Annotated in this window: 27 protein-coding genes; 7 read left to right on the top strand and 20 right to left on the bottom strand. The window is 65.3% G+C overall.

The features are described 5' to 3' along the window. Window positions 1-22 precede the first annotated feature (22 nt). From flgL to EPN33_05340, 16 genes are all read right to left on the bottom strand, one after another. Entirely contained in the window at window positions 23-925 is a 903-nt protein-coding gene (gene flgL / locus EPN33_05415) for a flagellar hook-associated protein 3 (GenBank protein ID TAN22939.1), read from the bottom strand. A 3-nt stretch (window positions 926-928) separates the two neighbouring features. Then, a complete protein-coding gene (gene flgK, locus EPN33_05410) occupies window positions 929-2,299 on the bottom strand; it encodes a flagellar hook-associated protein FlgK (protein ID TAN22938.1) in 1,371 nt (456 codons plus the stop codon). Window positions 2,300-2,303: 4 nt separating this feature from the next. Continuing rightward, window positions 2,304-2,690, bottom strand: coding sequence for a hypothetical protein (locus EPN33_05405; protein TAN22937.1), 387 nt, complete (start codon window positions 2,688-2,690; stop codon window positions 2,304-2,306). Next, on the bottom strand, window positions 2,683-3,006 hold the full coding sequence (gene flgM, locus EPN33_05400) for a flagellar biosynthesis anti-sigma factor FlgM (GenBank protein ID TAN22936.1): 324 nt from the start codon (window positions 3,004-3,006) through the stop codon (window positions 2,683-2,685). The genes EPN33_05405 and flgM overlap by 8 nt, the downstream gene beginning before the upstream one ends. Beyond that, on the bottom strand, window positions 3,003-3,410 hold the full coding sequence (locus EPN33_05395; GenBank protein TAN22935.1) for a hypothetical protein: 408 nt from the start codon (window positions 3,408-3,410) through the stop codon (window positions 3,003-3,005). Before EPN33_05395 ends, flgM begins: the two co-directional genes overlap by 4 nt. After that, the gene (locus EPN33_05390; protein TAN22934.1) at window positions 3,410-4,555 is read right to left on the bottom strand and encodes a flagellar basal body P-ring protein FlgI; all 1,146 of its coding nucleotides are present in this window, start codon (window positions 4,553-4,555) and stop codon (window positions 3,410-3,412) included. Before EPN33_05390 ends, EPN33_05395 begins: the two co-directional genes overlap by 1 nt. Before the next feature lie 5 nt (window positions 4,556-4,560). Next, window positions 4,561-5,286 (bottom strand): flagellar basal body L-ring protein FlgH, encoded by a 726-nt coding sequence (locus EPN33_05385; protein TAN22933.1) that lies wholly within the window; start codon window positions 5,284-5,286, stop codon window positions 4,561-4,563. Continuing rightward, complete coding sequence (locus EPN33_05380; protein TAN22932.1) at window positions 5,273-6,094, bottom strand: hypothetical protein; 822 nt, start codon at window positions 6,092-6,094, stop codon at window positions 5,273-5,275. Before EPN33_05380 ends, EPN33_05385 begins: the two co-directional genes overlap by 14 nt. Continuing rightward, window positions 6,094-6,882, bottom strand: coding sequence for a flagellar basal-body rod protein FlgG (gene flgG, locus EPN33_05375; protein TAN22931.1), 789 nt, complete (start codon window positions 6,880-6,882; stop codon window positions 6,094-6,096). Before flgG ends, EPN33_05380 begins: the two co-directional genes overlap by 1 nt. Window positions 6,883-6,900: 18 nt before the next feature. Next, window positions 6,901-7,659 carry a flagellar hook basal-body protein gene (locus EPN33_05370; protein ID TAN22930.1) on the bottom strand — a complete coding sequence of 253 codons (759 nt, stop codon included), beginning with the start codon at window positions 7,657-7,659 and terminating at the stop codon, window positions 6,901-6,903. A gap of 43 nt (window positions 7,660-7,702) precedes the next feature. Next, window positions 7,703-8,077, bottom strand: coding sequence for a response regulator (locus EPN33_05365; protein ID TAN22929.1), 375 nt, complete (start codon window positions 8,075-8,077; stop codon window positions 7,703-7,705). 7 nt (window positions 8,078-8,084) lie between these two features. Further along, window positions 8,085-8,489: a hypothetical protein gene (locus tag EPN33_05360; protein ID TAN22928.1), complete on the bottom strand. Its 405-nt coding sequence runs from the start codon at window positions 8,487-8,489 to the stop codon at window positions 8,085-8,087. Next, window positions 8,477-8,893, bottom strand: coding sequence for a flagellar export chaperone FliS (fliS, locus tag EPN33_05355; protein ID TAN22927.1), 417 nt, complete (start codon window positions 8,891-8,893; stop codon window positions 8,477-8,479). Before fliS ends, EPN33_05360 begins: the two co-directional genes overlap by 13 nt. Window positions 8,894-8,904: 11 nt before the next feature. Further along, on the bottom strand, window positions 8,905-10,248 hold the full coding sequence (locus tag EPN33_05350) for a flagellar hook-associated 2 domain-containing protein (GenBank protein ID TAN22926.1): 1,344 nt from the start codon (window positions 10,246-10,248) through the stop codon (window positions 8,905-8,907). A gap of 119 nt (window positions 10,249-10,367) precedes the next feature. Beyond that, window positions 10,368-11,216: a flagellin gene (locus EPN33_05345; protein TAN22925.1), complete on the bottom strand. Its 849-nt coding sequence runs from the start codon at window positions 11,214-11,216 to the stop codon at window positions 10,368-10,370. Continuing rightward, window positions 11,207-12,637, bottom strand: a complete 1,431-nt coding sequence (locus EPN33_05340) for a glycosyltransferase (GenBank protein ID TAN22924.1) — start codon at window positions 12,635-12,637, stop codon at window positions 11,207-11,209. Before EPN33_05340 ends, EPN33_05345 begins: the two co-directional genes overlap by 10 nt. Window positions 12,638-12,771: 134 nt before the next feature. On the opposite strand from EPN33_05340, the gene EPN33_05335 reads away from it, so the two are divergent. The 5 genes from EPN33_05335 (at window position 12,772) to EPN33_05315 (ending at window position 15,540) form a co-directional block, all read left to right on the top strand. Further along, entirely contained in the window at window positions 12,772-13,014 is a 243-nt protein-coding gene (locus EPN33_05335; protein ID TAN22923.1) for a flagellar protein, read from the top strand. After that, entirely contained in the window at window positions 13,001-13,825 is an 825-nt protein-coding gene (locus tag EPN33_05330) for a flagellar motor protein (protein TAN22922.1), read from the top strand. The genes EPN33_05335 and EPN33_05330 overlap by 14 nt, the downstream gene beginning before the upstream one ends. Next, window positions 13,822-14,571: a flagellar motor protein gene (locus tag EPN33_05325; GenBank protein TAN22921.1), complete on the top strand. Its 750-nt coding sequence runs from the start codon at window positions 13,822-13,824 to the stop codon at window positions 14,569-14,571. The genes EPN33_05330 and EPN33_05325 overlap by 4 nt, the downstream gene beginning before the upstream one ends. Before the next feature lie 91 nt (window positions 14,572-14,662). Next, a complete protein-coding gene (locus tag EPN33_05320) occupies window positions 14,663-15,355 on the top strand; it encodes a response regulator transcription factor (GenBank protein ID TAN22920.1) in 693 nt (230 codons plus the stop codon). After that, on the top strand, window positions 15,352-15,540 hold the full coding sequence (locus tag EPN33_05315; GenBank protein TAN22919.1) for a hypothetical protein: 189 nt from the start codon (window positions 15,352-15,354) through the stop codon (window positions 15,538-15,540). Before EPN33_05320 ends, EPN33_05315 begins: the two co-directional genes overlap by 4 nt. On the opposite strand, the gene EPN33_05310 is transcribed toward EPN33_05315, so the two are convergent. Continuing rightward, a complete protein-coding gene (locus EPN33_05310; GenBank protein TAN22918.1) occupies window positions 15,537-16,244 on the bottom strand; it encodes a class I SAM-dependent methyltransferase in 708 nt (235 codons plus the stop codon). The two genes, EPN33_05315 and EPN33_05310, sit on opposite strands and share 4 nt — an antisense overlap. A gap of 146 nt (window positions 16,245-16,390) precedes the next feature. Between EPN33_05310 and EPN33_05305 the strand changes: the two genes are divergently transcribed. Both EPN33_05305 and EPN33_05300 read left to right on the top strand, forming a co-directional pair. Next, window positions 16,391-17,545 (top strand): GHMP kinase, encoded by a 1,155-nt coding sequence (locus EPN33_05305; GenBank protein ID TAN22917.1) that lies wholly within the window; start codon window positions 16,391-16,393, stop codon window positions 17,543-17,545. Beyond that, entirely contained in the window at window positions 17,542-18,669 is a 1,128-nt protein-coding gene (locus EPN33_05300) for a glycosyltransferase (protein TAN22916.1), read from the top strand. The genes EPN33_05305 and EPN33_05300 overlap by 4 nt, the downstream gene beginning before the upstream one ends. A 116-nt stretch (window positions 18,670-18,785) precedes the next feature. On the opposite strand, the gene EPN33_05295 is transcribed toward EPN33_05300, so the two are convergent. From EPN33_05295 to EPN33_05285, 3 genes are all read right to left on the bottom strand, one after another. Further along, a complete protein-coding gene (locus EPN33_05295; protein TAN22915.1) occupies window positions 18,786-20,237 on the bottom strand; it encodes a hypothetical protein in 1,452 nt (483 codons plus the stop codon). Window positions 20,238-20,415: 178 nt separating this feature from the next. Then, entirely contained in the window at window positions 20,416-21,318 is a 903-nt protein-coding gene (locus EPN33_05290; GenBank protein ID TAN22914.1) for a thioredoxin family protein, read from the bottom strand. A 62-nt stretch (window positions 21,319-21,380) separates the two neighbouring features. Next, entirely contained in the window at window positions 21,381-24,464 is a 3,084-nt protein-coding gene (locus EPN33_05285; protein ID TAN22913.1) for an efflux RND transporter permease subunit, read from the bottom strand. Between the last annotated feature and the right edge of the window lie 188 nt (window positions 24,465-24,652).

The following is a 24,652-nucleotide window of genomic DNA, read 5'->3' as shown; positions in this document are numbered from 1 at the left end:
TGTCAGACAATTGTAGCCGGAACTAATTGAGGTAATTGAGCAGGCTGAGCTTGTTGATTTGGGCGCCGGCGGCCATGATCGCTTGCCGGGCGGTTTCGGCTGACGAAAGCTGGGTGATGGCGCCGGCGAGGTCGGCGCCGACAAGCTGGGTTTGTTCCTTGGTGAGATCGGACTGCTCGTTTTTCAGAAAATTGTTGGTGGTGTTCAGCCGGTTGATGGTGGAACCGTAAAACACCCGCTGCTCGCCGAGTGCGGTCAGGCTGGTATTCAATTTCGTGACCGCGGTGCCGGCGGCGGCGGAGTTATTGCTGGTGAGCGCGTTTTGCAGATCCTGCAGCGCCTGAAAAACGCTGCCGCCGGCATTCTGGAAGACCTGGCTGCCGGGAATATTGACGGCCACGCTAGCGCCGGCGGCGATCTGCACCTGATTGACGCTGGTGTTGCCGTTGTAGCGGACGCCATCGGGCTGGGTGCCATCGGCGGTGAAGGCGGGGCTGCCGTTGGCCGTGCCGGCAAAGATGTAGACGCCGTTGAAGTTGGTGTTGCCGATATCGATCATCTGCTGCTGCAGTTGGGTGATTTCCTGGCTGATGTTGGCGCGCTGGGTGTTGGAGAGGGCGCCGTTGGCGCCTTCGGTGCCGAGGGAGACGGCGCGGTTGAGCAGGGTGACGGCGGAGGAGAGGGCGGAATCGCCCACCTGCATTGCGCCGCTGACGCTATTGATGTTCTGCAGGAACTGGGTGACCTGCGCCGCCTGGGACTGGTTGGAGGCCGACAGCGACGCGGCCACGGGATCGTCGGAGGGCTGATTGACGCGGCGGCCGGTTTCGACGGCGGTGAGGGCGTTGTTCTGGCTCTGCTGCGTCTGGTCGAGCGCCTGCAGCAGGTTATCGGTGAGCAGTGAGTTGGTGATGCGGGTGAACATGGATTAGTCCTGTCCCAGATTGATGGCCAGGGTGGTGAGCTTGTCGATGACGGTCACCACGCGCGCGGCGGCCTGATAGGCCTGCTGGAATTGCTGCAGGTTGATGCTTTCCTCGTCCATGGAAACGCCGGAAACCGAGGCGCGCTGGTTCTGCAACTGCGTCAGCACGGCCTGCGAGGCCTGCTGCTGGGTGTTGGCGCCCTGCACCAGACTGCCGATGGTGGAGACCATGGCCGCGTAGGCGGCGTCGGGGGTCAGGCCCGAGGCGTTCGGCGTCTGCTGCAGGTTGATCATGGCGAGCAGGTTGGAGTTGTCGCCGGAGTTGGTGCTGCTGCTGCTGGCGGCGATCCTGGCGGGGTCGGTGGTCGCCAGCACCATGTTCGCGGCGGCGTTGGTGGCCGTGGGCGGGACAAAGAGATTGCCGCCGGGGTTACTGTTGAGGTCAAAGCCGAGGGCGTTCTGGGTATTGACGCCCTGCGCCAGCGTGGTGGCGAGGGAGTTGAGCTGACTGGCGAGGTTGGGCAGGGCGGTATCGCGGACGGTGATGAGGCCGGCGAGGCTGCCGCCGGCAATGGTGGAGGTGATATTGGTGGCGCCGCTGTAGATATCCTGCACGCTACCGTTGGGCTGCAGCGTCAGCGGGATGGCTTGCATGCCGGAGACCAGTTCCTGGCCGCCGCTGGTGGTGAGCGTGACCTGGTTGTTGCCCCCGTCGCTAATATTGAAGTCCATGAGCTGCGACAATTTTCGGACCAGACCGGTGCGCTGATCGACGAGGGCGGCGGTGTTGCCGGACACATCTTGCAGGCTGGCGATCTGACCGTTGAGCTTGGCGATTTGCGTGGTGAGGTTGTTGACCTGGCTGAGGTCCTGCACGATGTACTGGTTGGCACCCTGAATTTGCTGGCTGATGCCGTTGGCGACCTGATTGAAGGTCTGCGCCATGGTCTGCGCTGCGGTGATCACGCTCTGGCGCTGGGCGCCGTTGGTGGGATTGGTCGAGAGCTGTTGCAGCGCGCTGAAGAAATTATCGACGGCGGTGGAGAGGCCGGCGCCGGTTTGGGCACTGAAGAGCGACTCGACCGGGCCAAGCTGCTGCTGCAGCGAAGTCAGGCGATTCTGGTTCGAGGTTTCCTGATTCAGACGAATCTCGAGCACGTTGTCGCGGATGGCCTGCACCTGCTGCAGAGTGACGCCGCCGCCGCCAGCCGCGCCGATGTTGGCGGAAAACGGCGCCTGCTCGGCCAGATCGGCCACGCGCCGGGTGTAGCCGGCGGTGTTGACGTTGGCGATGTTGTTGGCGGTGACCTGCAGGCCCTCCTGCTGCGCCGCCAGCGACTGCTCCGCAATTGACATGATGCCGAATAGGCCCATAGGGCTAGCGTCCTTTCTCCACCGGCGACGTGTAGCTGGCGGCGCCCAAGGCCCAGACGCGCTGAAAGCAGCGGGCGGAGCGGCTGCCGAGATCGATCAGGGCGGCGTGAATATCGGCCAGGTGGCGCAGCGAGGTATTCATGGCACGGACGGCGTCAGCGAGCCGGCGTTTGTCTTCCACGGCGGCAGGCAGCTCCGGCATCTGGGCATCGTGAGCCGCGAGGCGCGCGGCGAGCACTTCCTGGCGCTCGATGCAGTCGAGGTAGTTGCGGGCGTGGAATTCCGCCACGGCCTGAAAGCCGGCGCGCAGCTCGTCGGACAGACGCAACACGATGGCCTGACGTTCGCTCAGCCAGAGATTGAGAGCAAGTTGGGTTGCGGGATTATCCATTGCCTCGCGGCCCCATGCCGGTCTGCGGGTCGCTCATCATCGCGTCGGCCACCTGGGTGGGATCCACCGTGTAGGAGCCGTTGGCGATTTGCGACCGCAGTTGCTGTACCAAATCCGAGCGAACAGGAGGCTGCGCCAGCACCTGCGCGGTCAAACCGACCGTGGAGGAGCCAAGCGTGGCCTGGTCGCCTGGGGTGACAGCGGCGCCGGAGCCGGAGGCAAGATGGGACGAGTTGGCCTTGGTGATCCGCCCGGCGCTATCGGGCCGGTTTTGCGCGGCCAAGGAAGCGTCGAGATTTTGATTTTGGATTCTCACCGTGGTGTCTCCATCTTGAGAGCGAAGCTGGGCTTCGCTACAACCAGTTTATCGGCAGCCGCCGCGTTTGACTTTAGAGAGGACAACTCCTTTTGTGACAGCAGTTTGAGGGGTGACGGAGGTTCGAGCTGATGCTCGATCAGCTTGGCCAGGCCCATGCCTCCGCGTTCGGCCAGGGCGCCCGACATTGCCTGCAGCCCTAAGCCTTTCAGGTTATCGGCGCCGGGGTCGGAAAACTCGCCCGGCTGGGGCGCCAGCGGGTCGTTCTGAAACTCGCTCCACATGGTATCGATCAAGATACCGGCAAATTCCTTGCATGACTTGTCCAGTTTGTCATGACGTGCCGCGGCGGTGGGGGTGGTAATGGCCGTGGCGATAGGGTTTGCGAGCGCGCCCAGGTTCATCAGATGACCTCCAGTTTGGCTTCAAGCGCGCCGGCGGCCTCGATGGCACGCAGGATGCCGACGATGTCGCGGGCGCTGGCGCCGATGGACTGCAGGCCGTTGACCAGGTCCTGCACGGTGGCGCCGGGCTGCAGGACGAGCTTGGCCGCGGGCGACTCTTTGGCGGTGACGGTAGTGTTGGGCACGAGGACGGTCTGGCCGCCCTGGGTGAAGGGATTGGGCTGACTGGCGGTGAGCGTGGTGGTGACCTGGATGGCAAGATTGCCGTGCAGGATCGAAACCGGGCCGAGCTGCACGTCACCGCCGATGACGATGGTGCCAGTGCGCTCGTCCACGACGACGCGCGCCGGGGTGGTCACGTCCACATGCAGGGCTTCAACTTGCGCCATGAAGGCGGGAATGCTGTCCGCGTTCTTGGGCCAGGCGATGTCGACGCGCCGGCTATCGATGGCGTGCGCGAGGGGCGCCTTGCCGCCGCCGACGGATTGATTGATGGCGGTGGCGATGGCGTGGGCGGTGACGAAGCTGGGCTGGCGCAGCAGCAGCGTGAGCTGCTTCATGCCGGCGAGGGTGACGGCGGTGTCACGCTCGACGATGCCGCCGCTGGGGATGATGCCGACGTTGGTCTGATTCACCCGGATGTGGCTCTGGCCGTTGCCGGCGCTGTAGCCGCCGACGGTGAGGGCGCCCTGGGCCTCGGCGTAGATGGCGCCGTCGGGGCCGTGCAGGGCGGTGAGCAGCAGCAGGCCGCCCTGCAGGCTGCGGGCATCGCCGGTCGAAGAGACGGTCACGTCAATGTGCATGCCGGGCCGCGCGAAGGGCGGCAGCGTCGCGGTGACGAAGACGGCAGCGACGTTGTGGACCATCATCATCTGCTGCTGCTGGGGCGAGGTTTGGACGCCCATGCGCTGCAGGATGTTGCTCAGGGTCTGGATAGTGAAGAGCGTCTGGCGCTGATCGCCGGTGCCGTTGAGGCCGACGACGAGGCCATAGCCGACCAGCATGTTGTCGCGCACGCCCTCGACGGTGGTGATATCGCTAATTGGGACGCTGAGCTGGCTGCTGGCAGTGGGGATGGCGGCCGCAGCGGCGAGGCCGGAGAGGCTGAGCAACAGCGGAATCAGAAATTGGCGGAAGCGGAACATGGGGGCTAGAAGGTCAAGAATTTAAGCAGCATGCGCAACCAGCCGGTCACGGGCCGGGTGGTGTCGCTGATGACGCCCTTGCCCAGCAGGTCGACTTCCAACTCACCGACCTGGGTGGAGAGGACGGAGTTGTCGGGGGCGATGTCGGCGGGGCGTACGACGCCATGCACGATCACCGTCTGCTGCTGGTTGTTCATGGAAATGGTACGCACGGCTTCGACTACGAGAAAGCCGTTGGGCAGCACGTCGACCACGCGGCCAGTGAGGCTGGTGGAGAGGGCGCTGGAGCTGGCGGTGGCAGCCTGGCCCTCAAGATCGGTGGTTGAGGTGGGCGCCAGCAGCGTGGTCAGGCGGCTGGAGGTGCTGCCGAAGATGCTGATGCCGGAGTTGCCGGTGAAGGCGCGCTTGGATTGCACCGTGCCGGTGCCGGCGGCCTGGGTGGCCTCGACGATATGGATGGTCAGCAGGTCGTTGACGCGCTGCGCTTTGAAGTCGCTGGAGAGATTGGTGAAGCGGCCCTCGGGCGTCCAGAGGCTGCCGGTGGTGGCCGAGGTTGCGCCCTCGACCTGGCGGACGCGGGCGAGATAGGTTTGGAGCGCCTGCTCGGCAGGGGTCAGGGCCTGGCCGCGGTTCTTCTGGGCGCAGAGCGCCAGAGGGAGTAGGGCGAGGGCGAGGAGCAGGCGCGGGGTCCAGCGGCCAGGGGCCAGGGGCCAGGGGCTAGTGCCAGGCATGGAGATCTCCTTGCGTCAGCGAACTCACCTGATCGCGTCCGGTGACCCGCACTTGCAGGATTGCCTTGGTGGCCAGGCTGCGGACGCGGATGTGGTCGCCTTGGCGGCCGGGCTGTAAGGGCTGCACCCGCGTCGTGAGCGCGAAGCCCGGTGCGGCAATGGTGAGTTGTGCGGTGCGGCCCGGCCTTACCAGGATGGGTTTGGCGGGCGGGGCGTGCAGCGGCCAGACGGATTGTGCGTGCTGGGCGCGCTCGGCCGCGGACATGCGGACGGAAACCAGAAAGGGCAGCAGGAGGGGATCATGCTCGGCGCGGCAGAACACCTCGATGCGCCCATGCAGGCGGTCGGGTACGGCCCGCAGGACGTGGACGGCGGGGGCGGTGGCGGTGGTCAGCGGCGCGGTAAAGTTGATGTCGGCTTCCAGGAGCGGGCGATGCAGCGCTACGCCGACCGCCTCCAGCACGAGCGCGACTGGAATGGGCTGGGAGGCGCGCTGCACTTCAATCTGTAAGGGAATCTCGAACTGGCTGGTCGCGATGCCGGCGCTGCGCAAGCGCGCGGAAAACTGCGCGCGGCTCCAGCGCAAAGCGATGCCCGGCTGCGGCGCTGCGGCGAGAGTGTATGCGGCGAGCGGCGCCGGCATGGCGCTGGATGGCGCGACCAGCTCGCCCAGCCGCACCACGGGGGTGCGGACGGTGACGTGGGCGCGCACGCGCCACGGTTGGCTGGCCGGCGCCGCGTACGCGCTTGCGGAGACGAGCAGCAGCGCACTGAAAACTGACAACTGATACCTGAGAGCCTTTTTCATCACTGTAAATTGTTGAGTTGCCGCTGCATCTGATCGGCGGCCTGCACGACGCGCGAATTGGCTTCGTAGGAGCGCTGCGCTTCGATCATCTGCACGAACTGATCCACCACGTTGACGTTGGATTCTTCGAGCTCACCCTGCTGAATCGTGCCCAGGCCCTGGTTGCCGCCGGGTGTGCCCACGATGGGATCGCCCGAGGCAGTGGTGGGCGCGAACAGGTTGGCGCCTTTGCTTTCGAGGCCGCCGACGTTGGCGAAGGTGGCGAGCGTAATGGTGCCCACCTGCTGCGCCTGCGCCGAGCCGGGGACGGTGGCGGTGACGGTGCCATCCTTGCCGATGCTGAGGGCAGTCGCGTTCAGCGGCACCGCGACGGGCGGCTGCAGCGGGTAGCCGTCGGCGGTCACCATGCTGCCGTTGGCGTCGAGGTGAAACGAACCCGAGCGCGTATAGGCGGTGGTGCCGTCGGGCATTTGAATCTGGAAGAAGCCGGCGCCTTCAATCGCGAGATCGAGGGGATTGTTGGTGGTATCGAGCGAGCCTTGCGAGGAGACCATCTCGGTGGACGACGGCCGCGTGCCCATGCCGACTTCCAGGCCGCTGGAGACGGTGGTTTGCTGCGTTGAGGCCGAGCCGGAGGCCACCAGATTCTGGTAGAGCAGATCCTCGAACTGCAGGCGGCGGCGGCGGAAGCCGGCGGTGGAGGCGTTGGCGAGGTTGTTGGCGATGTTGTCCAGATCCATCTGCTGGGCCAACATGCCGCTGGCGGCGGTGTGAAGCGCTTGAAACATGGGGAGTCTCCTGAGAAGTTAGAGGCCGGTCACTAAGGGCAGCTCGGTGGTGGCGGGCTGGTTGAAGTCGGTATTGAAAATCTGCAGGGCGCGTTCGAGCAGGTCGAAGTGGCGCTGCAGGCCGATGAGGTCGGTCTCGGCGGCAATGGGGTTCACATTAGAGTTTTCTAATTGTCCGGCGCTGAGGGTGGACTGGGCCGCGGTGTGCACATTGGCGGCCGGGGTGGTGAAATAGGCGTTGCCCAGGGGCTTGACCTGGGCGCCGGAGGCGAACTCGACCAGATGGATTTTGGCGACCAGGGCGCCATCGACGGAGATGGTGCCGTTGCCGCTGATGGCCACCTTGCCGTTGGGCAGAAAAATGGGCGCCAGTTTACCCTTGGGCTGCTCGCCCATAATGGGGTCGCCCTGGGCGCTGAGGAGCTCGCCCCTGGCGCCCACGCGGAGATCGCCGGCGCGCGTATATGCAAGACCTGCCTTGGTTTGCACGGTCAGAAAGCCCGGCCCCTCGATGGCCACATCGAGCGGGTTGCCGGTGGACTGATAAGCGCCGGGGGCGAAATTCAACTGCTGGCCGCTGAGCACGCCGAAGTCGTTGACGGCGCTGTTGAGTGGGCCCAGGGGTTGATTGCCGCTGGCCGTGGTCAGGGCTTTATAGAACTGGTTTTCCTGCAGGTAGCCGGTGGTGTTGGCATTGGCCAGATTGTTGGCCAGAATGTCCAACTGATGCATGCGCGAAATCAGCGCCGAACAGGCCGCGTAAATACCGCTCTCCATGGCTCCTCCGAGCGTGTATTAGCACGCCGGGGGCCAAACGCGGCTACGCGAACAGGGGAGTGATGTATTCCTTGATCTGGTCGGGGGTGAAGGGCTTGCGGATGTAGCCCTGGGCGCCGAGTTCGAGGGCTTCGTGGACCTGGGCTTCGCTGGCGTGGCTGGTGATGAACACCAGGGGGACGGTGCGGGTGGCTTCGGTCTCGCGCAGGTGCTTGAGCAGCGCCAGGCCGTCGACGTTGTCGAGCATAATATCGCAGAGGACCAGGTCGGGGCGGGTCTGCTCGATGACGTGCTGCGCCTCGACGCCGTCGGAGGCTTCGAGGATCTGTTGCGGTTCGAGGCCGGCGATATGGAGCGAGCGTTCGATGACGCGGCGCATGGTCGAGGAACCGTCGACGATGAGGACGACCTTGCTCATGGCCGGCTCATTTGTGAGCCGCGGCGGCCGCGTGCGGCGGGACGCGCGCGGGCGGCCGTGCCTGCTGGCGGGCCCATTCGCGCTTGGCGCGGATGCTTTCGCGCTGGCGCAGGAGGTGTTCGGTGGTTTCCAGCAGGGAGCGCTGGAGGTCGCGGAGCACGGGCGCGAGGCGGCGCAGATGGGCGGCGTAGAGGCTGCGGGCGTCGGCGTCGCGCTGGGGCTCGCTCTGCTGGCGCCATTGCTGACTGCGGTCGAGCAGGCGCTGCAGCACGCTGGCGTGGGCGGGGGTGAACCAGATGGCGTAGTCGTGCGTGTGGCGTTCGAGCGCGGCCCAGAATTCGGCCCACTCGCGGTCGAGGTCGGCCCAGCCGGCTTCGGCGGCCGATGGCGGGTTTGCGGCTACGCCGTCCATGCCGCCGCTCCCGCGGAAGGGGCCGGCGGGCGTGTTTCCACGCTCCGCCAGGCCTGCAAGATTTTCTCCAACTGGGGCAGCAGGTCGCGCAGGGGCTGGGCATCGTTGTTCGCCACCGCCTGCATGATGGCGCTCTGCGCGAGCCGGTAAAAATGGTCAAAATTGCGGGCGATGTCGCCGCCGCGCTGGAAATCGAGCACGCGCTGCAGCTCGCCGATGATGGCCAGCACGCGGTTGAGGGCGCTGGTGCGGATTTCAATATCCCGGACGGTTTGCGGTTGGGTCTCCATAGCGGCGATGGCACGCCGCAGTTGCACCACCGCGCCCTGATAGAGGAGCACGACCAGACCCACGGGAGTGGCGCCTTCAATGGCGCGGCGTTGATAGGCGGAGGCGGCGTTCATAGTTTCTCCGGTTACGGCAGTTTCGCCAGCTCGCTCTGTGTCTGGCTGAGCAGACCGGGCAGACTGCCAATGGTGACGGCGACCTGGCTGTAGACCTGCATCAACTCCTGCTCCTGGGCGTTGAGATTGGCCTGGAAATCCGCAATCTGCTGGTTCAGATCATTGGTCTGCTGGGAGATGCCCTGTTGGTCTTCGGCCACCGGTCCGGTCGTGGAGGTCAGGTTGGTCAGGTCGTTGGTGAAGTTCTGGGCAAAACCGGTGGGCGAAACCTGCTGAAACAGGTTCTGCACGGCGGAATAGTTGGCCGCCATGGCGGCGCTGAGCTGGCCGCTATCGACCGCCAGGGTGCCGTCCGCATTCATGTTGATGCCGATGGAGGCGAGGTTGGTGTAGCCGCTATTGCCGCTGATGGAATAGGAAGCGTCGCCGAGCACGCTCTGCTGCAACTGCATGACGATCTGATCGGTCCCCAGCGGTCCGGTGCTCTGGGTGGTGGGGTCGTAGGTGAACTGCTGGTTCAGGCTCTGGATGACGGTGTTATAGGCGCTGACGAAATTCTGGATGGCGGTGGTGGCCTGGCTGGTGTCGGGCGCGACGGTGATGGTTACGGGCGAAGCCGTGGTGCCGGCCAGGTTGAGGGTGACGCCGGCGAGGGCGCCGGTGATGCTGTTGCTGGTGCTGTTGAGGGCGATGCCATCGAGGGTGTAGCTGGCGTTGGTGCCGGTCACGGCCTTGGTGAAGGTCAAGCCGGTGGTGTTGCTGCTGATGGTCAAATCGCCGGGGGCGCCGGTGGTGTTGCTGACCAGGCTGAGGCGGGCGCCGCTGGAGTCGGTGATGACGCTGGCGGTGACGCCCGCGCCGGCGCTGTTAATGGAAGCGGCCAGGCCATTGAGGGTATTGTTCGAGGACGTGACGCTGATGACCGTGGGCGCGTTGGAGCCGACCGCGACGCTGAAGCTGCCGGTGGTGAAGGTGGTGGTGCCGCTGGCCAGGGTGTTGGTGTATTCCGAGCTGGTGGTGGCGAGGGTGGAGACGGTGAGGGAATGGGTGCCGGAGGTAGCACCCGCACCGGCGGTTACAGTGGCGACGCCGGTGTTGGAGCTGGTGGCCTTTTGGGCGGCGAGGGCGCCCTGAAAATCGTTGAGGGCCAGCACCGCAGTTTGCAGGGCGCTGAGCTGGCTGCTGATGGTGCTGAGGGCACTGGCCTGGCTGCTCAGAACCGAGACCTGCTGCTGCATCAACTGCTCCGGTCCCGACTCCGCCTGAATGATGGCCTGGACGTAGGCCTGGGCGTTGAAGTTGCCGGTGCTGGTCGCCCCACTGATGCCGCCCAGCGGTGAACTGGATGTGCTCATGCCCCCTCCTTATCTCCAACTGCGGATGGCCGGCCGCCCTTCTCATCGGGTGAGACGAGCCGCCGGCCTCCGTGCTTGCTGCGGCCAGTTTCGACCGCAAGCCTATGGCGCCGATCCCGTTACGGAATCAGCTTCAGGACCAAGCTCTGCATCGAGTTGGCCTGCGCCAGCGATGCCACGCCGGTCTGCGCCAGAATGCTCTGCTGCGACATCTGGCCGACCACCTGGGGAATATTGGCATCCATGATGCCGCTTTCCGCCGACGTGAGGTTCTGGATCTGCGTGCTGATCACGTTGGTGGCCGCCTGCAGTTGGTTGACGGTGGCGCCCACCTCGCCGCGCTTGCTGGCGACGTTGGTGATGGCCTTATTGATGTCGGTCAGCGCGGTGGTGGCGCCGGCGGAAGTGGTCAGGTTGTCGGTCGACAGGTTCACCGCCGTCAGACCGGAGGTCGAACCGCCCTGAATGTTGCTGGAGCTGAGCGTGCCCACGGTCATCCCGATGGTGTAGTTGCTGCTGGCATCGCTGAGGAAGATCGACGTGGTGCTGGACACGAACACGTTCGAGCCGTTGAAGTTGGTATTGGCGCCGATATTGGTGATCTCATTTTTGATGCTGGTGAATTCGGCGTCCAGGGCGCTGCGCTGGGTGGAAGTCTCAGTGCCGTTGCTGGCTTCGGTCGCCAGCGTGACGGCGCGGTTGAGCAGGTTCGTGACCTGGCCGAGAGAGCCATCCACCACCTGCAGTTGGCCGATACCGTCGTTGACGTTCTGCGAACTCTGGTTCAGCGCGGTGATGTTGGCCTGCAGACCATTGGCAATGGCCAGGCCGGCGGCATCGTCCGCGCCGCTGTTGATACGCTTGCCGGTCGAAAGCTGGAACAGCGTGCTCTGCAAATTGGCCTGATTCACGCTGAGGGCGTTCTGCGCGGCTAAAGCGGGGATGTTGTTCAAAATGCTCATCGACATAAAAAACGCTCCTTTGTGAGCGGATTCACTCCCGGCTTTAGCCGCGAAACCGGCTCCGGAAGTTTTCCGCTTACAGGCAGGTTATCGGCCCCGGCGGGAAGGGGCTTTAATACCCCCGCGAGCGTGTGCTGCAATTCACGCCAGGCCTGGCGCAATTGCGGGTCCTCGGGAGTGGTGCGCAGGCCGCGCCGCAACCAGAGCTGCGCTTCGTCGAGGCCGCCGCGCCGCACCAGCAAGGCGGCGAGGCGCAGGTAGCCTTGGGGCGCGGCGGGGAAGCACTCGATGCGGGCGCGCAGGGCTTCGGCGGCGCCGGGCCAGTCTTCCATCCAGGCGAGGGCGGTGGCGAGGCGGTCGTGGTTTTCTTCCAGCTCGGGAGCAGCGGCGACGGCGGCGCGCAGATGCTTCAGCCCGGTGGCGCGGCGGCCGGCACGCAATTCGGCGAGGCCCAGTTTGCCGGTGAGTGCCGGCGTCAGCGCGGGCGCGGCGCCGCGATAGCCCTCGGCGGCGGCCGCGAACTGGCCGAGGTTATAACGCGCGTCGGCGACAAATTCGGGCAATTGCGGCGCCCGGCAACCGCGCGCCGCGGCCTGTTCGAAAAAGCCCAGCGCTTCCTGGGCGTGGCCCAGCCGCGCCAGGCAGGCGCCGGCGAAAAACCAGGCTTCCGCGAAACCGGGCTGCAGGCGCAAGGCGCGCTCGAAGCAGCGCAGGGCTTCGGCATCATTATGAAAGTTGTCGCGCTCGACCAGGCCGAGCTCGAAGTGCGCCTGCGGATCGGAGGGCTGCTCGGACACCTTGCGCCGGCCCAGATCGCGATACAGGATGTTCTTGGCCGCGATCTTCGCGGGCGTGCAAACCATGCCGAAGTGATGAATGCGGCCCGCAGCCTCGCCCAGCTTCAACCCGGCCGGCGCCACGCGCGGGCCCACGCTTTCATGCACGCGGCCGACAAAGTAAAGATCGGGATGGCGGCGGAAGAGGCGGACGTTCTGGTGCTCGATGAAGCCGGGGTAGGAAGCTGCCTCTTCCCAGGCGCCGTCGTTGCGCTGCGCCGGACGGTCCCAGATACGGGCCTGCAGCGAGGACACATAGTTGCGGATGGTGACCTGAAAGGCGTCGGCGCCGCGGGTGAACTGCGCCTGCCAGCGCGGCTTGGGGCCGGGTTCGAGGCGCTCATCGGCATCGAGCACCAGAATCCAGTCGGTGGTCATGGCGGCGAGGGCCCGATTGCGGGCGCGGGCGAAATCGGCTTCCCAGGGGATTTCGAGTACCTGGGCACCCAGCGCCTGGGCGCACTCGCGGCTGCCGTCACGCGAGCCGGTATCGGCCACCACGATTTCATCGACCCAGCCCCGCACGCTGGCGAGGCAGGCGGGCAGGTCGGCCTCGGCGTCGCGCACGATCATGGAAAGCCCTAGCGTCATCGCAGGTTACTAAGCATCTGGAGGACCAATTCAGGGGTCAGGGGCCAGGGGGCAGGGGCCAGAGGAGATTAGGAAGTTCTAAGAACTGGCTCAAGTCGGGGGCGGGGCTGCCGATAAGGGAGACGAAGGCTACCATGATCTCTCTCACGCGCCTGAACCAGCAGGAGTTGATCCTGAATGCCGACCTCATCAAGACCATTGAGCAACTGCATGACACGGTCATTACCCTGATCACGGACGAAAAACTGACGGTCATCGAGCCGCCGGCGGAGATTCTGCGGCGCATCAGCGCCTATCGGCACGCCGAAGGGCAGACGCGCGGTTCCATCGTGATTGTGCCGCCGCCGGAGGGGGAGGAAAGCCATGGACCGCAGTAGCTTTCTGGGCATATTCATTGCCGTGGCCGGCATCCTGATCGGCCTCACCCTGGATGGCGGCAATATCTTTCAAATTCTGCAGCCCACGGCGGCCATGATCGTCTTTGGCGGCACGCTGGGTGCGGTGATGCTGCAGTTCCCGCTGGAGGAAGTGATGCGCGGCGCGCGCGAGGCGAAAAAGGCCTTCTTCTATGCCGATGCCGACCTGCGCGCCCTCATCGACCGCATCGTGGGCTACGCGCAGAAGGCCCGCAAGGACGGCATCGTCTCTTTGGATAAGGACCTGGACTCCATTCCGGAGCCCTTCCTGCGCAAGACACTGATGCTGGCCGTCGATGGCACGCAGGCGGCGGAGCTACGGGGAAATATGGAGCGGGAGATGAGCAATCACTCCGAAGTGGCCGGCCGCTCCGCCGAGATCTTCGATGCCGCGGGAGGATTTTCGCCCACCATTGGCATTATTGGCGCCATCCTCGGCCTGATTCAGGTGATGCAGCACCTGAACGACATCAATGAAGTCGGACGCGGCATTGCGGTGGCCTTCGTGGCAACCGTCTACGGCGTCGCCAGCGCCAATCTATTCTTCCTGCCTATCGCGGGCAAGCTGCGGGTGCGCAAGCGGCAGAAAGAGCTGATGCACGAAATCATGCTGGACGGCGTCATCGGCATCCTGGAGGGTATGAATCCACGCATGCTGCAGACGAAACTGCAAGGCTATCTGGCGGAAAAGCCGGATCCGAAAAAGGCAGCCGCGGAGGAGCAGCCGCAGGCCGCGGGCGCGCCCGCCAGCGCAGAAGCGGCACGGACGTGAACCGCCGCCGCCGCCGGGTTACAGATCATGGTGGACCCAGCCATGAACGCTGGCTGATCTCCTACGGCGATTTCATCACGTTGTTGTTCGCCTTTTTTGTGGTGATGTACGCCTCCTCGCGCGCCGACCAAAGCAAGGAAGTAGCCATGGCGCAGGCGATTCAGTCGGCGTTTACACAGATGGGCGTGTTCACGCCCGCCAGCACGAAGCTGAACCTTACGCCGTCGCCAGCCGCTTCGGCTTCGGCGCATGCGACGCTGCAACCGCTCGAGGCCCTGCAGCGGCAATTGCAGACGGAGCTGAAGCCCGAGATTAAGCACGGGACGGTGTCCTTGCACCTGACGCGGCAGGGCCTGGTGATCCGGCTGGAAGAGCTGGGCTTTTTTGACAGTGGGTCGGCGCAGATCCGGGCCAATGCCCTGCCCGTACTGGCGAAGATTGCCACTATGGTTGCGCGGCTGCCCAACAACCTGCGGATCGAGGGCTATACCGATAACGTTCCCATTCACAACGCCCAGTTTGCCTCCAACTGGCAGCTTTCGACGGGGCGGGCGACGGAGCTGGTCCGGCTGTTCATCATGCAATACCACATCGATCCGGCACGGCTATCGGCCTCGGGCTACGCGCAGTATCATCCGATTGCCAGCAACGCCACCACGGCCGGGCGGCAGCAAAACCGGCGGGTGGATCTGGTCGTGGTGGGGGAGCCGAGAGGCCCTGGGCCTCCGCCGGTATCCGGGAAGTGACTTCCGTCGCTTGCGCAATGCCGAATTCATGCGCTACGCTGTGGAACAGTTGGCGCGAGGGACACCCATGTCTCACGCGCCAGTTAGCGCCATGCGGATTCTCGTTGCTGAAGACGACGTGTCACTCGCCAAGTTCCTGCGCAAGGGACTGGAGACGCAAGGCTATGCCGTGGAGTGGACGGGTGACGGCGAGGAAGCCGAGGCGCTGGCGGAGCGCTACGATTTCGATGCCGTACTGTTGGACGTGAGCCTGCCGACGCGCGATGGCTTTGCGGTGCTGCGCCATCTGCGCCAGCGCAAGGCCAGCCTGCCAGTGCTGCTGCTGACCGCGCATGGCAAGGTGGAAGAACGGGTGCAGGGGCTGGATTTGGGCGCGGACGACTACATCGTCAAGCCTTTTTCTTTTTCTGAGTTGTGTGCGCGCATCCGGGCGCTGATGCGCCGCGGCCAGGCCACCAGCGGCAATCGGCTGAAGGTTGGGCCGCTGGAGCTGGACCGGATCGAGCGCAGCGTGCAGCGTGCGGGCAAGGCGATTGAGCTGACGCCGAAAGAGTTCGCGCTGCTGGAATACCTGATGCTGAATCACACCCGGCGGGTGACGCGGGCGATGATCATCGAGCACGTCTGGAATCTGGGCTTTGACAGCTCGACCAACGTCGTGGATGTCTACATCAACTACCTGCGGACCAAGATTGATGGCGGCTTTGACAGCAAGCTCATCCGCACGATTCGCGGCGTCGGCTATCAATTGGGTGAACCGGCGCCGATGGCTGCCGAACAATGAGCGAACCCAGTTTGCGGCAATTTTGTCACGACCTCAGCCAGCCGCTGATGGCGGCGCGCGGCAGCCTGGAATTGGTGCAGCAATTACCCGCCGATGACCCCGCGCGGGCGGGCTTTCTGGCCGATGCGATTGAAGCGCTGGACCGCCTGAGCGCGGCGATTGAGCGCGCCCGCAGCGCGGTTTAACCCGCCTTCGTCCCCATCGCGTACACGCTCCAGCCCACCAGCTCCCAGAGCGCCATACACACCCAGCGGCGGCGGCGGGCGACCAGCCCGGCGACGAGCAGTGCGGGGGCGGCCAGCGTCTTCTGCAGGTGGCGGACCGGGCCGGAGGCATCACAAATACATCCGGCCATTTGCAGGAACATTTGGAGGCCACGGCGCGAGAGGGGCCGCACGTGGGTGAAGTTGTCAAAAAAATTCAGGTCATCCCCGATGGCGTTGCCCCGCTGGCGCGAGGGGAGGCTGGGCATGGAGGGCAGAAAGAGGCTGCGTACGCTGGGTCCCTCGAGGTAGATGCGGCCACCCGGCCGCAGCACGCGGGCGAATTCTCGCAGGATGAGCATGCGATCGGCAACGTGCTCGAGTACGTGGCAACAGAAGATGGCATCGAAACTCGCGTCGGGCCAAGGCAAAGGCTGGTGCTCGAAATTCAGGCAGGCGAAGCCCACGGCCGGCGGACACTGCCGCGAATAATCCGTGACATCGGCGCCCGTGAAACGCAGGTCAGGCCGCTCCGCCTGCAGGCGCAACAGGGTCTTGAAGGTGCCGCAGCCGGCGTCAAGCACCTGGGCGCCGGGCGGCAGGCTGCGGATAAACCGCAGGCGGAAGCCATGGCGCTCACGCGGATAGGGTGCGGGGATTGGAGCAACTGCAGCGGCCAGGGACATAGGGTATTCTCCGGCTTTCCATGAGCACGCCGGGGGCCACCCTGGGCTGCGTGGCAGTTTGGCCCGCTTCCTGCAAGGAGAAGGGCGGAGCGCCGTGCGCAGATTAGGATGCGCTAAGAAAGCCGGCGCCGTACGTGGAGACTCCTGTGCTAATCCGAGCGAAAGCGCCGTTGCGATTGGGTTTTGCCGGAGGTGGTACCGATGTGCCGCCGTTTCCGGAATTTGAGGGTGGATGCGTTCTGAGCGCTACCATCAATATGTTTTCCTTTGGCACGCTGTCGCCGCGCAGCGACGACGAGGTGCATCTGCGCTCCGCCGATCTCGGGATCGCGCTGGATTACGCGCCGGGCGCGCCCTTGACCTATGACGGGCAACTCGATCTGGCCAAGGCTGCGATCCGCAAGCTGGGTGGGGAGGGCTGCGGGGGATTCGATATCTACCTGCATACCGATGCCAAGCCGGGTTCGGGGCTGGGATCTTCTTCGAGCCTGATGGTGGCGGTGATGGGGTTGATGCGCGAATTCCGCCGCCTCAGCCTGGACGAAGCCACCGTGGCGGCGCTGGCGTGGCAACTGGAGCGTCAGGAGCTGGGCATTCCCGGCGGCATTCAGGATCAGTATGCCGCGGCTTATGGGGGCTGGAATTTCATGGAGTTCGACGGCCGCGAGGTGCTGGTCAACCCGCTGCGGCTGCCGATTGGCGTCCGCAACGAGCTGGAGCACAATCTGGTGCTCTGCTTTACCGGCGACACGCGCGTGGCCGACGGCATCCTCGCCGACCAGACCGAGCGCTACCGCCGTGGCGAGCACCGCAGCCTCGACAGCTTGCGGCGGCAGAAGCAGTTGGCGGTGGAGATGAAGAATCTGCTGTTGAGCCGGCGGCTCAACGACTTCGGTAAGCTGCTGCACGAGTGCTGGGAATGCAAGAAGCGCATGTCGCCGCAGATTTCGAATGGGCGCATCGACGGGCTGTACGCAGCGGCGCGCCGCGCGGGCGCGCTGGGCGGCAAGCTGAACGGCGCCGGAGGCGGCGGCTATATGACGTTCTATTGTGACTTCGAGCGGCGGCTGGAAGTCGAAGCGGCGCTGCGCGAGCATGGCTGCGTCATCCGTGAGTTCACATTTGAAGACAGCGGCCTGCAGACCTGGATCGCGGGCGAAGCGGCTTGCGCCCTCACGGCGCCTTCGGCTGGCGCGGGGCCGGGCGTGGCTGCGTCACGCGGCCCGCTTGACGCTCGGCCGGGCTGGGGGCCCCAGGAGCCCCCGCCCGGCCCGCGCTTGGCGGCCAGCGCGCGCGCATGAGCCGTGGCATTGTCTTCCGGGCTGCGATTTACGGAGGCAGCGGGTATGCCGACGGCAACCAGGACGTGCTGGCCGGACTGGAACAGCAGGCGCTGCCCTTGCAGGTGGTGCCCATCGGCTTGCAGGAAGATCGCGAGGGCCTGCTGCCGCCGCAGCGGCGGCGGGAGCTGGCCCGCTTGCAGCGCCGGAACCTGGCGCTGACGGAGAGCGTGTTGTACCAGTGCGCGCCGCCGGGGGATTTCCTGCTGGACTTGGAAGCGCGGGTGCGCATTGGCCGCACTGCGTTTGAGACTGACGCCTTGCCGCCGGGCTGGGCAGAGCGCTGCAACGCGCTCGATGAGATTTGGGTGCCGTCGACCTTCAACCGTGATTCGTTTGCCCGCGGTGGCGTGGCGGAGCGCCGGCTGCGCGTGATGCCCGAGGGGCTTGATACGCGGCGCTACCGCCCCGGGCTGGCGCCGCTGCCGATTCCCGAGCGGCGAGGTTTCAACTTTCTGTCTGTTTTCGACTGGCTCGACCGCAAGGGGCCGGACGTGCTGCTGCGGGCCTATTGCCAGGCGTTCCGCCCGGATGAGGATGTGGCGCTGATTCTCAAGGTGCATAGGTTCGACGATCCGGGATGCGATCTGGAAGAGCACCTGGTATGGGTGCTGGAGGAGCAGATGGGCCTGCGGCTGCAGGACATTCCGCCGATTCTGTTGCTCTGCGGCCTGCTGCCTGCCAAGGACATGCCCCGCTTGTATGCGTCGGCCGATGCCTTCGTGTTGCCCAGCCGAGGCGAAGGCTGGGGACGGCCGTACATGGAAGCTGCCGCTGCGCAATTGCCAGTGCTGGCGACGCGGTGGAGCGGGCAGACGGATTTTCTCAACGACCAGAACAGTTACCTGATCGATATCGAAAGGGTCGTCGAGGTGCCGCTCACCTCCGACCGTGAAATCTATCTCGAGCAGCGCTGGGCCGAACCCAGCGCCGAGCATCTGGCGCAACTCATGCGGCAGGTGTTCGATCACCGCGACGAAGCCCGGGCGCGCGCACGGCAAGCCCGGCACGACATGGTGACGCTTTGGGACCGGCAGGTGCTGGCGCCGCGCTGGGGCGACGCCTTCCGTGCGCTGCTGCATTAGAGCAGTTTTAGCGTGGATGTGTCCCGCTCTGGTCGAGTGCGTGCGGCTTTTCTTGGTGAAAAGCCGCATGCGGTACGCCCGGTGCGGGCTACAGCGATGCTAAAACTGCTCTAGCCTTACGGGAGGCGCAACCGCCAGAGCGTGTCGCCCCGCCAGCGCGCCACCGGCACGCCCAGCGCTTGCGCCTGCCGCTGGAGGGTTGGCGGAGGGTTGAGGGTCACCAGGTAGTCGAAATTCCTCAGACAACCGGGATCCGTACCCGGCCAGCAGTTGCGGAAGCGGGTGCGTTTGATCAGGGGCTGTTGTCCCGCCTGGGCAAATACATTCGATTCGTAGGCGCCGCGGCTCACGCTCCAGTAATCGAGAATTTTGGGCACTTCGAAATCCCACTTGTTGGCGAGCGGGCCGGTGAAGACGACGTCTTCCAGTACATCGACGCGCGCGCCCGGTGGCAGCTTTTCTCCCAGCGCCAGCACGTCCCGGGCGCGCGCGTTGAAGCCACGCCAGGTGTGTGCAATCAGCCCGATGTGCAGGCCCAGGAGCGCGAGAGCGAGGCACAGCGCGGCTGCCTGCAGGCGTCCCCAGCGCGGCCGTACCGCCAAGATGAGCAGCACAAAGGCCGGAACGGAAAGCCGGATATCGGCGTTCTGGGAAGTCAGGATCCGGTTTGGCATCGCCAGGCAGCAGCCCAGCAGCACCAGTCCTGCCACGACCAGCTCCCGGCGCCAACGGCAATGCCACAGCAGTACCACGGCGCAGGCGGCCAGGCCGAGGGTGATGGCGGCGTCGGAACGTACGTTGTAACTGCGTACCAGCGTGAACAGGGCCGCAATTTTGTGCCACAGGGTGTAGCCGCCGATGCGTCCGGTCCGGCCGTTACGTTGCAAGTAGCCAAACAGCAGCAGCAGCCCCGGAGCACCAAGCCAGCCGGTTTGCCACAGCAAAGATTGCCACGCCGGACCGCGGCCGCGCTGCGGCCACCAGTCCATCAGGGCTACGGTGACGCACGCCACGCCCAGGACGGCTACGGCGGCAAGATGCGCCAGATACACCAGCGTTCCCAAGCCGCACAGCAGCGCGAACCGGCATTGACTGGCGCGGGGCCTGGCGTGGCTGCGCCACGCCACCCGCTTGACGCTCGGCCGGGCCAGGGGCCCCGGGAGCCCCAGCCCGGCCCCCGCGTCTGGAGTCATCTGCCGCCGGAGCCGGAGCCAGACCGCGAAGACCAGAAAGAACAGCCCCAGCCCGAACAGATAGTTCACAAACCCCCAGAGCAGCGTGGCGTTGTACAGCGTCAGGCCCGCCACCAGCGCCAGCCATTGCGGCCGTCCCCAGGCGGCGCGTGCCAGCTCGCTGCAGCCCAGGACGTAGACCAGCGCGAGCAGGGTGAGGAAGATCTGGCCGCTAACCACAATCGGCAGCCAGTGCGCCAGCGGCGTGACGATAACGTCCATGGCCAGGTTCGGGATCGGTCCGAACTCGACGCGGTAGAAGTGCGGCCAGAAGGGGTTTGAGCCGAAGTGAGCGAGGATGTAGCAGCGGACCAGGTGCGAAGGGTAGTCAATCATCCCAGGGAAGGAGACCATCCACAGGGGAGCAATCGCCGCGGCCAGGACCAGCCCTAGTGCCGCGTAGTACGCGAGCAGATTGCTTCTTTCGGGAGACCCTGATTGCACCCTTGCGGCAGATGCGGCGACTTCTGTGGGGGTGGAACTCCGGCCGGGATCCCGCCTTTTGGCTAAGCCTTCAGCCTTTTTGGGCTGGTGGCTGCCAGTCGGCGAGGAAGCGGATCAGGTCTTGCGGCCCGAGGCCGCGCGTGGCCTGGAGCGAGCCGTTCGAGCTGCTGGCCAGCACCTTGCCGCCGGCACTGAGGATCGCCAGCATGGGCACGCCTTGCATGATCGAAAGGCCGTACTGCTTGACGATGTCAAGATTGTAGTTGAACTCCTCCACATCCACATTGACCAGAATGTAGTCGGAGGTCAGCAGCGGCGCGAGATCGGAACGCTGAAACGCCAAGTCGAGGACGTGGCAGTCGTAGCACCAGTTGCCGCCGAAATCGAGCAGCACCAGTTTGTGCTGGGTGCGGGCTTGCGCCAGGGCGGTGGCGATTTGCTGGTGCGCATCCGCGGATTTGGAGTAGATCGGCCCGGTGAGCGAGGTCGGCTGGCGGAGCCGCGCCAGGTCGGTGCGGCCGCCGCTGATGATGCGCCAGCCCGCGGCCTGCTTCTGCCAGGTCTGCTGGACGAATAGATAAAAGCTGTGCGGACCGGAGCGGCTGGTGAAGTAAATGCCGGCTTCAAAGCCGACGGCATGCAGGTCCGGGCCCAGCGCGCGACTCACGATCGGGGTGATGGCCAGGCGGGTGAGGCCCTGTTTCTCCCAGGTGGCCCAGAAAGTGGCCTCGCGCGGCACGTCACTGATGACGCCGGTGGAGACAATGAGTTCAGGCAGCGGCGCCGCCGAGTACATCGCCGTTACGGCGGCTGGGTTGCCGGCGCGCACTGCCGTTTCCCATTGTGTCAGCGGCGCGAACGGCTGCGGGGTCTGTGCCCAGGCGGCAAGCGCAATCACAAACCAGAAGAGAGGCAGGCGGCGCCACATACCGCCATCATACGACAGGCGCGTGGCCGCGCGTGGCTGCGCCACGCGACCCGCTTACGCCCGGCCAGGCTGGGGCCCCGGTAGCCCCAGCCTGGCCGGGCGCGCCGTCAGACCTGGAGCGCGTCGCCTTTGCGGGCCGCGAGCTTGTAGAGGATGGGGTTGATGCACAGCCCCAGCACGAGGGTGGAGATCATGCCGGAGACGATCACCAGCGCGAAAGGCCGCTGGGTATCGCTGCCAATGCCGTGGGACAACGCCGCCGGCAGCAGGCCCAGGCAGGCGACCAGGGCGGTGATCAGGATGGGCCGCAGCCGCAAAACCGCCGCGCTCACCGAGGCGGGCGTAATCTCCTCGCCCTGCAAGCGCAGCTTGTTGATGTACGAAACCAGGATGACGGTTTCTTCCGCGGCCACGCCGGTGACGGCCAGCAGGCCCAGGGCGGAGGAAACGCTGAAGGCAGTGCCCGTCGCCCAGAGTGCGAACAGCGCTCCTTCGGGCAGGGTGAGGAGCACGGAAATCATGATGATGATGGGGAACTTGAAGTTGCCGTAGAGGGCAAACAGAATGAGCAGGATGAGCAACAGCACCAGCGGAGCGACGACGGAGATCTGCTGGCGCGCGGCTACATACTCACTGTATTCGCCGCCCCAGACCAAGCGGTAGCCCTGGGGCAGGTGCAGGTTTTGCGCGAGTGCGGCCTTGCCGGCATCCACGGCATGCTCCAGGTCGCGTCCCTGGATGCTGTACTGCACGCCAATGTAACGCTCGTTGTTTTCGCGGTAGACGAACGAAGGGCTGTCCTGTTCGCTGATGGCGGCCAGCTCGCGGAGGGGGATCTCCTGGCCGCCGGGGCCGGCTACCAGCAGGCTGCCGATGGCCTGCGGACTGCTGCGGTACTGCGGCTCCATGCGCACCACCATATCGAACAGCTCTTCGCCATGCACGACCTGGGAGACCGCATTGCCACCCACGCCGGCCTCGACGACGGCTTCCACGTCGTTGACGTTGATGCCGTAGCGAGCGATGGCGGCGCGGTTGATCTGCACCGCGATGCTGGGTTGGCCCAGCTCTTTCACCACGGTCAAGTCGGTATAACCGGGGATGGTGGACAGGGTTTTGCGCACCTGGATGGCGAGATCCTGCAAGGTGTGCAGGTCGGGGCCGAAGACCTTGACGGCGAGTGCGCTCTTGAGGCCGGTGAGGGCTTCATCGACGGCATCCTCGGCGGGCTGGGTGTAGTTGAAGATGATGCCGGGGAAGGCGGCAAAGCGTTTTTCCAGGTTGTCGATCAGTTCCTGCTTGGTGTGCGCGGAGCTTTTTTGCCAGCTCGGATCGTTGTAGGGTTTCAGACCAACGTAGAATTCGTCATTGAAAAAGCCGGTAGAATCGGTGCCGTCGTCGGGCCGCCCCAGCTCGCTGCCCACGTCGGTGACCTGGGGATAGGACAACAGGATGTGGCGGATCTGCGGCGAGATGCGGCTGGCTTCTTCAAAGGAGATGGAGTAGGGCATGGTGGCGCGCACCCAGAGCGCGCCCTCGTCCATGTGGGGCATGAACTCGCCGCCGATGTGCGGCACCAGCAGCAGCGAGCCGATAAACAGCAGGACCACGATTGCCAGCACCGGCGTGGGGTGCTCGACCGACCAGGCGATCTGCTGGCGGTAACCCCGCTTGATCCATTCCAGCGGCCGGTTGACGGTGGCTTTGATGCCGCCCTTGAACCAGTAGGAGCACAGCACCGGCACCAGGGTGAGGGTGATGATGAGCGAGCCCACCAGCGCCATGGCCATGGTGTCGGCCATGGGGCGGAAGAGCTTGCCGCTTTCACCGGTGAGGGCGTAGATGGGCAGGTAGGCGGCGATCATGACCGCGACGGAGAAGAAGATCGGCCGGTCCACGTCCTTGGCGGCGGTAAGGATGAGTTCGGTGAGCTTGTAGTCCTGGCCGTGGTGCTCTTCGAGCTCGCGATAGATGTTCTCCATCATGATCACGGTGCCGTCGATGATGATGCCGAAGTCGATGGCGCCGATGGAGAGCAGGTTCGCGGAGATGCCCCAGGCGTGCAGGAAAATGAAAGAGAACAGCAGCGCCAGCGGGATGGTGAGGGCGGTGATGATCGCGGCGCGCACGCTCACCAGCAGCAGGATGAGGATGATCAGCACCAGAATGATGCCGTGCAGCAGGTTGTCCTCGACGGTGTTGATGGTGAGGTTCACCAGGCCGGTGCGGTCGTAGAAGGCGTGGACCTTGACGTCCGGAGGCAGCTCGCGGTTGAGCGCGGCGGTTTTCGCCTCGACCGTCTTGAGCACATCCTGCGTGTGCGCGCCGGTGCGCAGCATGATGACACCTTCGACGGCGTCATCGGTGTGATTGAAGCCGAACTCGCCCAGGCGCGGCGCATGCCCAATGTCCACGTGCGCGACGTCGTGAATGTAGACGGGCGCGCCGTTGTTGCTGGCCACCACAATATCGCCGATGTCCTGGGTGCTGGTCACCAGCCCCAGCGCACGGACGTAGTAGAACTGCCCGCCCTGGGAGTAAAAGCCGCCGCCGGTATTGGCGTTATTGGCGGCGAGCGACGCCATCACCTGCGGCACGGTGACATGGTAGTTGGCCAGGCGCACCGGATCGAGCAGCACCTGATACTGCATGGTGGTGCCGCCGAAGCTGCTGTCATCGGCGACGCCGGGGATGGATTTGTAGGCGCGCGCCAGCGTCCAGTTTTCGATGGTGTGCAGATCCTGCGCGCTGCGGTCGGGGCTTTCGAGCACGTAGCGGTAAATGATGCCGCTGGGCGGCGACAGGGGCGACATGGTGGGCGTCACGCCGGTGGGCAGGGTGGCGTCGGCGAAGCGCTGGAAGATGAGCTGGCGCGCGAAGTAGGGATCGGTCGCATCCTCAAAGGTGAGCGTAATGTCGCTCAGGCCGTAGAGCGAGATCGAGCGCATGTAGACCAGGCCGGGCGTGCCGTTCATCGCCAGCTCGAGCGGCCGGGTGATCAGGCGTTCGATTTCCAGCGTACTGTGGCCCGGCCACTGGGTGATGATCTCCACCATCGGCGGCGAGAGGTTGGGGTACGCCTCGACGGGCATGTTGTTGAACGACACCACGCCACCGATCACCAGCAGCACCATCAGCAACAGCACCAGGAAGCGGTTGCGCAGCGCCAGTTGTACGATCTTGTTAATCATTGATTAATCGCGGGCGCCCAGCGCGGCTCCGCCGCGCGGCCCGCTCTCCCAGGACCTCGGAATCGCTGCGCCGGGGGCCCCTGCGCCCCGGCTGCGCTGACGAGGTGGCGCGGAGAGTGCGCGGGCGCCCAGCGCGGCTCCGCCGCGCGGCCCGCTCTCCGTGGACCTGTGAACCGCTACGCCGGGGG

The organism is Acidobacteriota bacterium, from assembly GCA_004299485.1.
Taxonomy (GTDB): Bacteria; Acidobacteriota; Terriglobia; order Terriglobales; family SCQP01; genus SCQP01.
This window is presented reverse-complemented; position numbering and strand designations above follow the sequence as displayed.